General features: G+C 70.1%; 11 protein-coding genes and 1 tRNA gene. 3 read left to right on the top strand and 9 right to left on the bottom strand.

Features of this window, described 5'->3' with window-relative positions; all coding sequences use genetic code 11:
* Positions 1 to 112: 112 nt before the first annotated feature.
* The 6 genes from trxA to RF645_RS07560 form a co-directional block, all read right to left on the bottom strand.
* On the bottom strand, positions 113 to 505 hold the full coding sequence (gene trxA, locus RF645_RS07585; protein WP_040560385.1) for a thioredoxin: 393 nt from the start codon (positions 503 to 505) through the stop codon (positions 113 to 115).
* 181 nt (positions 506 to 686) lie between these two features.
* Positions 687 to 768 (bottom strand) — tRNA-Tyr (locus tag RF645_RS07580).
* Between the two features lie 197 nt (positions 769 to 965).
* On the bottom strand, positions 966 to 1,592 hold the full coding sequence (locus RF645_RS07575; RefSeq protein WP_368818885.1) for an SRPBCC domain-containing protein: 627 nt from the start codon (positions 1,590 to 1,592) through the stop codon (positions 966 to 968).
* On the bottom strand, positions 1,589 to 1,939 hold the full coding sequence (locus tag RF645_RS07570) for a helix-turn-helix transcriptional regulator (protein ID WP_024290610.1): 351 nt from the start codon (positions 1,937 to 1,939) through the stop codon (positions 1,589 to 1,591). Before RF645_RS07570 ends, RF645_RS07575 begins: the two co-directional genes overlap by 4 nt.
* Positions 1,940 to 2,130: 191 nt before the next feature.
* A protein-coding gene (locus RF645_RS07565; protein WP_368818884.1) for an IS5 family transposase occupies positions 2,131 to 3,025 on the bottom strand; the annotation gives its coding sequence in 2 pieces (ribosomal slippage) (positions 2,131 to 2,667 and positions 2,669 to 3,025; 894 coding nt in all).
* A gap of 48 nt (positions 3,026 to 3,073) precedes the next feature.
* A complete protein-coding gene (locus tag RF645_RS07560; RefSeq protein WP_006215872.1) occupies positions 3,074 to 3,271 on the bottom strand; it encodes a hypothetical protein in 198 nt (65 codons plus the stop codon).
* Positions 3,272 to 3,481: 210 nt separating this feature from the next.
* On the opposite strand from RF645_RS07560, the gene RF645_RS07555 reads away from it, so the two are divergent.
* Entirely contained in the window at positions 3,482 to 3,973 is a 492-nt protein-coding gene (locus RF645_RS07555; RefSeq protein WP_006215871.1) for a YajQ family cyclic di-GMP-binding protein, read from the top strand.
* Between the two features lie 87 nt (positions 3,974 to 4,060).
* Here RF645_RS07555 and htpX read toward each other — a convergent pair whose 3' ends face one another.
* Both htpX and RF645_RS07545 read right to left on the bottom strand, forming a co-directional pair.
* The gene (htpX, locus tag RF645_RS07550) at positions 4,061 to 4,939 is read right to left on the bottom strand and encodes a zinc metalloprotease HtpX (RefSeq protein ID WP_024289893.1); all 879 of its coding nucleotides are present in this window, start codon (positions 4,937 to 4,939) and stop codon (positions 4,061 to 4,063) included.
* Between the two features lie 141 nt (positions 4,940 to 5,080).
* A complete protein-coding gene (locus tag RF645_RS07545) occupies positions 5,081 to 7,486 on the bottom strand; it encodes a sigma-70 family RNA polymerase sigma factor (protein ID WP_368818883.1) in 2,406 nt (801 codons plus the stop codon).
* Positions 7,487 to 7,811: 325 nt separating this feature from the next.
* On the opposite strand from RF645_RS07545, the gene RF645_RS07540 reads away from it, so the two are divergent.
* Entirely contained in the window at positions 7,812 to 8,351 is a 540-nt protein-coding gene (locus tag RF645_RS07540) for a Fur family transcriptional regulator (RefSeq protein WP_081609574.1), read from the top strand.
* Positions 8,352 to 8,433: 82 nt separating this feature from the next.
* Positions 8,434 to 9,954 carry a catalase gene (locus RF645_RS07535; protein ID WP_368818882.1) on the top strand — a complete coding sequence of 507 codons (1,521 nt, stop codon included), beginning with the start codon at positions 8,434 to 8,436 and terminating at the stop codon, positions 9,952 to 9,954.
* 156 nt (positions 9,955 to 10,110) lie between these two features.
* Here the strand turns inward: RF645_RS07535 and RF645_RS07530 are convergent, their stop codons facing one another.
* Positions 10,111 to 11,616 (bottom strand): SseB family protein, encoded by a 1,506-nt coding sequence (locus RF645_RS07530; RefSeq protein WP_271403384.1) that lies wholly within the window; start codon positions 11,614 to 11,616, stop codon positions 10,111 to 10,113.
* Between the last annotated feature and the right edge of the window lie 11 nt (positions 11,617 to 11,627).

The raw sequence follows: 11,627 nt of genomic DNA, 5'->3' as shown, positions 1-11,627 counted from the left end.
CTCCGGAGCTGCCTGCGCGCCGGTCGAGGCCACCCGGCCTGGACACGGCGAAGGGCGCCTCCCTTCGGGGGAGACGCCCTTGCGCTGGGGTGTCGGTGCCTGGCGGGTGGACTCAGCTCTGCTGGTCGTCGCCGGACTCCGCAGCGGCCTGCTGCTCGGCGACCTGCTTGTGGACCTCCTCCATGTCCAGGCCCTTCACGGCCTCGACGACCTGGTCCAGCCCGGACTCGGGCAGCACGCCGGCCTGCGAGAAGACGAGCACGCCCTCGCGGAAGGCCATCAGGGTGGGGATCGAGCTGATCTGGGCGGAGGCGGCCAGCATCTGCTGGTCCTCGGTGTCGATCTTGCCGTGCACGACGTCCTGGTGCTTCTCCGAGGACGCCTCGAAGGTGGGTGCGAACTGCTTGCAGGGCCCGCACCAGTCCGCCCACCAGTCCAGCAGGACGATGTCGTTCTGGGTGAGGGTCTCCTGCAGGTTCTCCTGCGTGATCTCAACGGTAGCCATGGCCGCCACCCTACGGACCGCGGCCTCGCGCGTCAGCTGCGGTTCGCCGTCGGTGGACACATCCCCTTCCCGCGAGGGCCGACGAGGGACCTGCCGGGGCGCCCGGGGCCGCGGATGCGAGAAGGCGCCCCGGACCGTGTGGTCCGGGGCGCCTTCCTGGTCCTGCACAGCAGGACGCGTGTGGCAGATGAGGGATTCGAACCCCCGTAGGCAGTGCCAGCTGATTTACAGTCAGCCCCCTTTGGCCGCTCGGGTAATCTGCCGCGACCGCACCGGACGACCCGATGCCGGAGATGCTCCCTGTGCGGGAGCACCGCTACTTTAGCGAAGCACCGGCCTGCGGCCAAATCCCGGCACGAGGCCAGTGCTCGCCCGCTCCGTCAGAGCTCGCCGGCCTAGGCCGTGTTGATCAAGAGTCTGAGACCGGATACGGCCAGGAATCCCATCCGTCAAGACCCGATCAGTCGGCGGGTTCCCACTGGGCGCGATCGAGCGCCAGCGCAGCGCGAGCGGCAGCGTCGGCTTCGCTCTTCGGAGCGCCCGCTTCCTGGTGCGCCCGCGACCACTCTTCAGACCCGCGTCTAGCGAACTCGGCACCTTCTTCTGACCCCATGATGCGGCTGACGGCATCGAGGTCAGCACGCGGATCGTCGAGATGAAGCGCGAGCCCCAGGAGCCCCGCGTCCCACCCGCCACCGCCGGCAGCAGGACCGTACTCGCGCCAGTGGTCGTTGCTCTCTCCAAAGTGACGCACGGTGAGCGCGGCTGCCCCGGTGCCATGTCCTCCGATCGACGCGGTGACGCGAGAGACCTCGCCCTCGTACTCCCACGTTATCGTCAACGCGCGCGGCGCCTCGCACGTCTCGATCGTGCCGACCGTGCCACTGTCCAAAAGGCGATACCGACCACCCCGGCGCAGGTCTCCGGTCAGGGGCTCGAACCAGCGCGCCAGGCGGTCGGGATTCGTGCACGCGTCCCACAGGTCGTCAGGGGTCGTCGGGAAGGTCTGGGTCAGGGTGATCACGTTCCGCTCGTCGTCGAACTCGACGTGACGTAGAACCTCGTTGATCTGACTGGCGATGTTCACTGCTGGCTTCCTTTCGACTCATAGCGACGGTCACGCTGACCGCGCGCGATCTCGGTGCCCAGCGCCGAGAGCGAACCGCCCCACAGCTGCCGCAGCCGGTCCGCCCACTCGCCGATGGCCTCGACACCGTCGCGGTCCAGGCTGTAGATGCGACGCGATCCCTCGACGCGCGAACGTACGAGGCCGACCTCACGCAGCACGCGAAGATGCCGAGACGCTGCGGGCTGACTCACTCCGAACTCTTCACGAACTACGGCGCTCAGCTCGCCGGCCGTACGATCACCCTCGGCAAGCTGCTCCACCATCCGCAGACGAGTGGCGTCCCCCAGGGCACCGAAATGATTCACAGATCTGTTATATAACGAAAAACGGAATCAATCAACAATGCTTGTGATTCGAGGACGGCTGCAAGCAGGACGGGGCCCCGCTCCTGCTATGTCGGCTGGCAATCACCGGCGCATCAGGTCGCGCTGTGCAGGGTGGTGTCGATCTGACAGTTGATCACGGCACCGTCAGCATCGCGGACACCGGTCCGTGCTCAGGCCGGAGGAGGCAGGTCCGTCTTGATCCAGATCAGCGTCGCGGCGAGGCTGACGGCGGCCCGATAGTTGCGGGCGAGCTTGTCGGAGCGCATCGCGATTCCGCGCCACTGCTTGAGTCGGTTGAAGCAACGCTCCACGACGTTGCGGCCCTTGTATCGCCCCTGCTGCTGATCGCCGAAGTCGATCGGTCGGCCCGGCTTCTTGCGGCGGTGCGCGATCTGATCGTTACGTTCCGGGATCGTTGCCGCGATCCTCCGATCGCGCAGCCAGGCCCGGTTCGTCTTCGATGGATACCCCTTGTCCGCCAGGACGCGGTCGGGACGGGTGCGAGGCCGGCCCTTCCCGGCGCGCGGAACGCGGACATTCTCGAGCACGGCGGTCATCATCGCGGTGTCGTTGATGTTCCCGCTGGTGATCATCATGCCTAGTGGCCGGCCACGGCCGTCGCAGACCAGGTGCAGCTTGGTCGTCAGCCCTCCCCGGGAGCGGCCGATCCCGTGATCAGGCGGCTCGAACCGCGGATTCTTGTGATTCCGCAGAGCCCCCTGTGTCCCGCTTCAGGGTCGCGCCGTGCTGATGAACACGCGCGATGGTCGAGTCGATCGAGACGACCCAGTCGATCTTCCCAGCAGCGTCCGCCTGCTTCTGCACCTCGGCCAGCAGCATCTCCCACGTGCCATCTTCAGCCCACCGGTTGAACCTCTTGTAGATCGAATTCCACTTCCCGAACCGCTCCGGCACATCCCGCCACGGCGCCCCAGTCCGGTATTTCCACGCGATCCCCTCAACAGCGAGCCGATGATCCGTCCACGGCCGCGAGCGGCCAGTGGTCGACGGCATCAACGGCTCTATCACGGCCCACAACCCGTCAGAGATCTCCTGTCGCGTCACCGTTCAAGGCTCACCCAGCCGGGGTCGAAACCTCTTGATCAACACGGCCTAGGGCGCTGAGACGCGGGCGGACAGGCGGCCGAGAAAGGCATCGGCCTGCTCGCGGGAGACGTCTCCGCGCGAGACGGCCTGAGCCAGCTCCTCCGCCACCCCTTCCAGGCGGGGGTCGGAGCCGGCGGTGCTTCCGCCGAGGCGGGAGCTCGCGATCGCGGCGCTGCGACTCGAGGGGCTGTCGATCAGATTCATGCCTCCATGCTCGGCCGTTCACCTGTGCGAACCCGGTGGAGAGCATCACGGATTCATCACGACTCCCTAGACTGGAGCCCAGAGGCCCGTGATCACGCGGGCGACGGCCCCGTCGTCGGCCGGAATCCCCAGGCAACTGCTGCGGCTTGTTGCCGTGCAATGCGTCCGACGACCCCGTCGATGACCCTGAAGAGCCCCAGGAGGAGCACCATGGCCAGCGATTCCACCTTCGATGTCGTGAGCAAGGTCGACAAGCAGGAGGTCTCCAACGCGATGAACCAGGCGCAGAAGGAGGTCGCCCAGCGCTACGACTTCCGCGGCGTGGGCGCAGAGATCGACTTCTCCGGCGAGAAGATCCTCATCAAGGCCAACTCCGAGGAGCGGGCCAAGGCCGTGCTGGACGTCTTCCAGTCCAAGCTGGCCAAGCGCGGCATCTCCCTGAAGTCCTTGGACTCCGGCGAGCCCTTCGCCTCGGGCAAGGAGTACCGGATCGAGTCCACCATCAAGGAGGGCATCGCCCAGGACGACGCCAAGAAGATCACCAAGATCGTGCGCGATGAGGGCCCCAAGGGCGTCAAGGCCACGATCCAGGGCGACGAGCTGCGCGTCTCGTCCAAGTCCCGCGACGACCTCCAGGAGACCATCGCGCTGCTCAAGGGCAAGGACCTGGACGTCGACCTGCAGTTCATCAACTTCCGCTGACAGTCCCGCGCCGCCGCGCCCTGGCGGACGACGAAGGGGCGCCGTCGCAGCATCTCGGCTGCGACGGCGCCCCTTCGACGTGTCGGCTCAGCCCTCGTGGAGCATGGCCTGCAGGCGCTCGATGCGCTGGGCCGTGGGCGGGTGCGTGCTGAACATCCGGGAGAGTCCGCCGCCGCGGAACGGGTTCGCGATCATCATGGACGACGTGTTGACGACCCTCTGGTCATCGGCCGGCAGCGGCCTGGCGTTGACCCCGTTCTCGATCTTGTTCAGCGCATTGGCCAGGGCCAGCGGATCCCCCGTCAGCCGGGCGCCGTCCTCGTCGGCGTCGAACTCGCGGGTGCGCGAGATCGCCATCTGGATGACCGAGGCGGCCACCGGGGCCAGGAAGGCGACGGCCAGGGCCGCCAGCGGGTTGCCCCTCTCGTCGCCCCCGCGCCCGCCGAAGATCGCGGTGAACTGCAGGAACTGCGCGATCGAGGTGATGATGCCCGCGATCGCCGCAGCCACGGACGAGGTGAGGATGTCCCGGTTGTAGACGTGCTGAAGCTCGTGGCCCAGCACGCCGCGCAGCTCGCGCTCGCTGAGCAGCTGCAGGATCCCCTCCGTGACGCACACCGCGGAGTTCTTGGGGTCGCGGCCGGTGGCGAAGGCATTGGGACTCGAGGTGGGCGAGACGTAGAGCCGGGGCATGGGCTGTCCGGCGCGATCGGAGAGCTCGCGCACCGTGGCGTACAGCCAGGGCGCCTGCTGCTCGCTGACCTCGACGGCGTGCATGGAGCGCAGCGCGAGCTTGTCGCTGTTCCAGTAGCTGTAAGCCGTGGAAGCCAGCCCGATCAGCGCGAAGAGGAGGATGAAGATCGAGCTGCCCGTGCTCAGCGAGATGCCGTACCCGATCAGCACGAGCAGGCCCCACATCCCCCCGAGCAGCGCTGCGGTCTTCAGCCCGTTGAAGTGTCGGTGCATGCCGGATCCGTTCCTCTCGTTCAATGGGGCCGTCTGGTCGCGCCGGAGACCCAGAAGCGGCGCTCCGCCGTCTTCCCAGGCAGCCCCGGGTGCGCGCGAGCCCTCATCAGGGAGGAACCGGCAGCCTCAGACGGGTGTTCCCTATTCGGCCGTGTCTGCAGACAGTTCCCAGTATCCGCTCGCCCAGGGCCACAGGGTCTGCCACAGCCACGGCCACTGCTCACGAGGCACCCACACCCAGGTGGTGCCCTCCACCTCGGCCGGAGGCTGGTTCGGATCGGTGCTGCCGCTGCCCGGAGTCGTGCCGCCCGTATCCGTGGCCTGATCGGTCGAGTCATCGGTGGTCGGAGGGCTCTCCTCGTCCCCCGACTCGGTGGGATCCGGGGTCTGCTCGGTGGTGGACTCCTGCTCCGGTGCGGGCTCGTCGGTGGTAGCGGGCTGCGTAGCCGGATCGGTCGTGCCGCTCGAACCGGGCTCGCCGCTGGAGCTGCCGCTGCCCGGAGTCGTGCCGTCCGTGTCCGACTGGTCGGTGGTATCGGTCGAGTCGTCGGTGGTCGGAGGGCTCTCCTCGTCCCCCGACTCGGTGGGATCCGGGGTCTGCTCGGTGGTGGGCTCCGGCTCAGGGGTCGGCTCGGGGGTGGGCTCGGGCTGCGGAGCCGGATCGGTCGTGCCGCTCGAACCGGGATCGCCGCTGGAGCTGCCGCTGCCGGAGGCCTCGCCGCTGCTCGAGGCGCCGGGGGCGCCTTCGCCCCCCGTGCCGCCCGACGCCCCGCCATCGCTGCCGGAGGCACCGCTGCCGGAGCCGCCGCCGCTCGCGGGCCGATCGGCTCCGTCGTCAGCGCCGCCGACAGCGGCGTCGCCGGCGGCGCCGGAGTCCGCCCCGTTTCCTGCCCGACTGTCCTCGGCCGAGGCCTCGCTGCCGGAGTCCGCGCCGTTGCCAGCCCTCTGGTCATCGGCCTGGTCGGCCGGGCCGAAGGCCGCGAGCCGGTCGGCGCTGTCCGACGCATCGGCCGGATCCGCCGAGGAGGTTCCGCCGCCGGGCGCCGAGTCAGCGCCGGCAGCGTCCCCGAACAGGGAGCCGCCCGAGTCCGCGCCGTCATCACCGCCACGGCCGTCGCCGTCACCCTCGCCGTCGCCGCTCTGCTCGTCGCTGCTGTCGACCTCGCCCTCGCCCGCGGGGAAGGGCAGTCCCCCGATGGCGCTGGCGCCGCCGTCGTCATGGCGGACGAGCGTGGACACGCCCAGGCCGACGAGCGAAACCGCAGCCGCCGCAGCGACCACGCCGACCGCGACCTTCAACCCGGTGCCGCCGGCCACGGCCGCACCCAAGCCGAGCTTGCCGCCCGCGCTCGCCGAGCCGGCCCCACCGGCGGAGCCGCCGCCCGCTGAGCCTGCGGCTGTCGCGGAGCCTGCGGCGACTGCGCCGTCGGCGGGTGCCGGAGTCAGCGCTGAAGGGTCTGCGGGGGCCTGGCCGGAACCGCCCGATACCTCCGCAGATCCCCCGGCGGAGCTCGCGCCAGCCCCTGCGGCGGGCGCACTGCCCGTGCCGGAGGCGAGGATCGCGGTGAGCACCTTGGACTCGGTGCCCCACAGCGGCAGCGCCGCCAGCACCGGGAGGATCCAGACGCGCATGCCCACGCCGACGTCCTCGAGCTGGAGGTACTCGGCGGTGCAGCGCGGGCAGGCGTCGAGGTGCTGCTGCAGCTTGGCGCGGCGCCGGGAGGCCAGGGTCCCTGCGGCGAACGCGCCCAGCTCGCCGGCGTACTCCGGGCAGGCCTCGGTGGCCTCGGCCGAGACCTGCGCCTGCAGGTAGGCGCTCTGCAGCCCCTCCCGGGCCCGCTTGGCCAGGGCGGAGACGGCGTTGGGGCTGATCTGCAGCTCCTCGGCCACCGCCGCGGGCTTCATGCCCTCGACCTCGGTGTGCCACAGCACGGCCTGCCAGCGCTCGGGCAGCGAGCCGTAGGCCGTGGCCACCCCGGCGGCCTCGCACTGTCGCACGACGACGTCGTCGAACTCCTCGGGTCGATCCAGCTCGGCCTCGTCCTCCGAGGGGCGCACGCGGCCGGCCGCCATGCCGTGGTCGACCGCCAGACGGCCGATGGTGGTGACCAGGTAGCTGCGCATGTACTTGCGGGGGCCGCCGCCGCGGCGCAGGACGCTGAGGATGCGGGCGAAGGCCTCGGAGACCAGGTCCTCGGCGTCATGCACATTGCGGGTGTGCATGCGCGCGACGTTCAGCGCGGTCGAGCGGTGCCGCTCGTAGAGCGCGGCGTACGAGCTCTCGTCGCCGGCGCGAGCCGAATCCAGCAGCGCCTCATCGGCGATCGCCTCGTCCTCGGGGGCCGCGGACTCCTCCTGCGGGGACTCGAGGTCTGCGGGGGCGATCGGTGCGGCGGCCGCACCGGCATCATCGGCAGCAGACCACGGCGTCTGCGGGCCCGGGCCGGCCTCCGCCCCGTCCTGAGGGCGCGGCTCGTGCCCGGAGGCGGGCTCGTGGCTCGTCGCCTCCGGCTCGCTGTCCGCAGGATTCTCGTGATGGGGGTTCATGGGGCGCATTCGGTGCTCGGGCGTGGGAGGCGGCTTCTTCAGCCCTGTTCGTCAAACGGATGCATCCGCCAGGAGGCGCAGTCCGCCCCCGTGTGCGGGCGCTCGCGTCAAGGCCGCCGAACCGCAGCAGACCCTCCCTGAGGGGACGCGGCGATCTGCACCTGAGGATAGGCAAGGCCGACGCGCGGGGCCAGTCGGATGACCGCGCCGCAAGAGACATATGCGTTCGCATCACCGCAGATCAGCGTCGTCGCCTCCCCGAGACGAGTGATGCAGGACATGCCGTTCTTGTGAGTTTCTCAGAATTATCGCTACACTCGGGACCATGAGGACATCAGCACTCGAGACGGAGACCCACGGGTACCCGCCGCACGAGGGCCGCGTCGTGACCAGCGAGGACTGGAGCGCACAGCTGCGAGCCCAGGGGCGCCGGGTCACCCGTCAGCGCCTGGCCGTCCTGGCCGCAGTCCAGGACCACCCCCACAGCTCGGCCGAGCAGATCGCCGAGCTCGTGCGGGAGCAGCTGCCCAGCATCAGCACTCAGTCGGTGTACGTCGTGCTGACGGACCTGACGAGCCTGGAGATGCTGCGCAAGTTCGAGCCCCCGGGCAGACCCGCCCTCTACGAGACCCGCACCGGCGACAACCACCATCACGCCTACTGCGTGCGCTGCGGGCAGGTGGAGGACGTCGACTGCGCGGTCGGCGCCGCGCCGTGCCTGAGCCCCTCGGATGACCTCGGCATGCAGCTGCTCTCCGCCGACGTCCTCTACCGCGGCATCTGCCGCAGCTGTCGTGCGGCCGAGGCCGCCGCAGCAGCGGAAGCCGCCCCACAGACCCCCGGAGCGGTCGCTGCTGCTGGCTGACCCGGGCCGTCGCAGGGGCGGCGCGTCAAGCGCGGCGCCCGGATCGACGACCATCGCAAGATCACCTCACAGGAGGAACACCGTGGCCGAGAAGAACATCTACGAAGACGGACTGCGCCCCACCGGCGAGTTCACGACCGATCAGCTGGGCAAGCCCGTCCAGTCGGACGCCCACTCGCTGACGAGCGGCGGCCCCGACGGCGTCATCGCCCTGCACGACACCTACGTCGTGGAGAAGCTGGCGGCCTTCGACCGCGAGCGCGTCCCCGAGCGCGTGGTGCACGCCAAGGGCGGCGGCGCCTTCGGCGAGCTCGAGATCACCGAGGACGTCTCGGAGTACACCCGTGCGGCGGTCTTCCAGAAGGGCACCAAGACGCCCATGCTGGCCCGCTTCTCCACGGTCGCCGGCGAGCAGGGCTCGCCCGATACCTGGCGCGATCCCCGCGGCTTCGCGCTGAAGTTCTACACCACCGAGGGCAACCTCGACATCGTGGGCAACAACACCCCGATCTTCTTCATCCGCGACGGCATCAAGTTCCCGGACTTCATCCACTCGCAGAAGCGCCTCCCCGGCTCGGGCCTGCGCGACAACACCATGCAGTGGGACTTCTGGACCCAGTCCCCGGAGTCGGCCCACCAGGTCACCTACCTCATGGGCTCGCGCGGCATCCCCAAGAACTGGCGCCACATGAACGGCTACGGCTCGCACACCTACCAGTGGGTCAATGAGGCCGGCGAGCGCTTCTGGGTGAAGTACCACTTCATCTCCGAGCAGGGCGTCGAGGGGCTCACCGGCGAGGAGGCCGCGCACATCGCCGGCCAGGACGCCGACGCCCACCGCCGCGACCTCTACGACTCCATCGAGAAGGGCGACTTCCCGGCCTGGTCGGTCGAGGTGCAGATCATGCCCTACGAGGACGGCAAGACCTACAAGGTCAACCCGTTCGACGTCACCAAGACGATCTCGCACAAGGACTACCCGCGGAAGAAGATCGGCCGGTTCGTGCTGAACCAGAACCCGCTGAACTACTTCGCCCAGATCGAGCAGGCGGCCTTCTCCCCGGGCAACACCGTGCCCGGCCACGAGATCTCCCCGGACAAGATGCTCATGACCCGCGTGTTCTCCTACCCGGACACGCACCGTCACCGCATCGGGGCGAACTTCGCGGATCTGCCGGTGAACTACCCGCACTACGCCGAGAACAACTCGTACTCGCACGACGGCCCCATGCGCTACACCTTCAAGGCCCCGACCCAGCCGGTCTACGCGCCCAACACCGTCGGCGGCCCCGTCGCCGGCCAGGGCGTCAAGCCGGCCGACGAGATGCGCTGGGAGACGGACGGCGAGATGGTGCGCGCCGCCGCGACCCTGCGCGCCGAGGACGACGACTTCTCGCAGCCCGGCAAGCTGTACTCGGAGGTCATGGACGCCGAGGAGCAGCAGATCCTGGTGGACAACATCGCCGGGCACGTGGGCGACGTCCAGGACGAGACGATCAAGGAGCGCGCCTTCCAGTACTGGGAGAACGTGCACCCCGAGCTGGGCAAGCGCGTGCGCGAGGCGGAGGCCGCCAACCGCGGCGCCGACGCCAAGTACGTGTGATCCGCTGATCCGCCCCCCGGCCGCTGCGCGGCCGACGAGCGACAGGCCCCCTCGACCATCCGGTCGAGGGGGCCTGCTTCCATCCCGCTGCCCTGCGGCCACGAGCTCCAGCGCAGCAGGACGGATTCCGCGCGGAGGCGCCGACCGGGCGCGCCCTCAGCGGATGTCAGGCGAGAACGGCTGGCTGCCCGGTATCGCGCCCGGGTCCTCCGACTCGGCTTCGAAGTCCTCGTCGTCCGCCTCCGCCGCGCGGCGCTGCTGGTCCTCGGACTCCTCGAGCGAGGCCAGCAGGCGGAAGATCTCGTCCATCTCGAACACGGCCATGGGCGCCCTGGCGTTGAGCCGGATGCGCCGCGCCCCCGAGTCCAGGGCCATGCGCAGGACATCGCGTCCGGAGGCCGCACGGGACTCGAGGCTGCGGTCCAGGGCCGCGACCTCGGCCACGGAGGTGAAGACGTAGAGCGTGTCCGCGGTGCCGTCGTCGTTCGAGGCGAAGACCGGCGGCGGGACGGAGCCGTCCTGCGGGGGCTCGGTGGCCACGAGCAGCCTGGACTCCCGCCCGACCATGCCGCCGAGGATCTGCGGGATGCTGCCGGAGACCAGACCGCCCTTGACGACGTCGTTGTGCGGCGAGGACAGGGCCCACTGGATCTGCCGACGCGGGATGCGGCAGGAGGCCTTCCCCGGATCGACCACCAGGTGGTCGTACTGCTCGTCCTGCATCAGGATCTGCAGCGGCACGAGCGTCGGCTGGCGCAGCAGCGTGGGCTCGCCGGCCTCCTGGCCCGAGAACCGCCGGAAGGCCTCCCGGGCCTCCTCCTCCGAGGTGAACACTGCCAGGCCCACCGCGCCGTCCTGATCGCGCAGGCTCTGCAGCCGGATCGTCGACTCGGGACCGGGCTGGGCTCCCTCCGCATCGGGCACCAGGTCGGAGCCGCTGGCATCGAGCACCACGGTCCCCTGCATGGCCTGGCGGAGGACCTCGATCATCGCCTCCTCCGAAGGGGCGGCGGCGAAGCCGAGCACGGCTTCGCGCAGCAGCGGATTGACGGTGGACCCGTCCACCGCGGAGGCGACGTCCTCCGGGGCCAGCACGGGGATGCTCACGTCCGCCTGCGCGGCCATCTCGGCCAGCCACGACGGGACCCGGTCCTCCGTGCGCGGGAAGCGCTCGAGGTGCGCGAGGGCGTCCTCGAGCCCGTACGGGCCCTCCTCCCCGAGGACCTCCGGGCGCTCGTCGTAGACGTGGTGGGCCGTGAAGCGGTGCTCGGGCTCCGGCCAGCCCTCGGCGATCACGATCACGCTGGTCGCGAACCAGGTGCCGCGTCCGGGACGGTAGCTCAGCGACTGCAGCCGCTCGATGCTGCGCAGCACGGGGCTCGCCGCATTGAGGGGGCCCACGGTGCCGGGCTGGACCCGGCCATCGCGCTCCTCCGAGATCCGCAGCCACACGCGGCCGTCCTGCGGCTTGAGATCGAGGATCATCCGCTGCCAGCCGGGCCGGGCGTTCACGACGCTGAGCACCCACTGCCCGATCGTGCGCAGCTGCTGCTGCAGCAGCTCGGCGGTCTGGGCGTCGGTGCGCTGCTCGGCGCCGTGGCTGCCCGGACGGCGACGGCCGGAGGGCTCGGGAACGGGGGCGGGGGCGGGATCCTGCGTCATGGCTCAACCCT

Origin of the sequence: Kocuria sp. CPCC 205260, from assembly GCF_040981045.1 — a bacterium.
Classification (GTDB): domain Bacteria; phylum Actinomycetota; class Actinomycetes; order Actinomycetales; family Micrococcaceae; genus Kocuria; species Kocuria palustris.
Note: the sequence above shows the minus strand (reverse complement) of the source record. Positions and strands in the feature narration are given on the sequence as shown.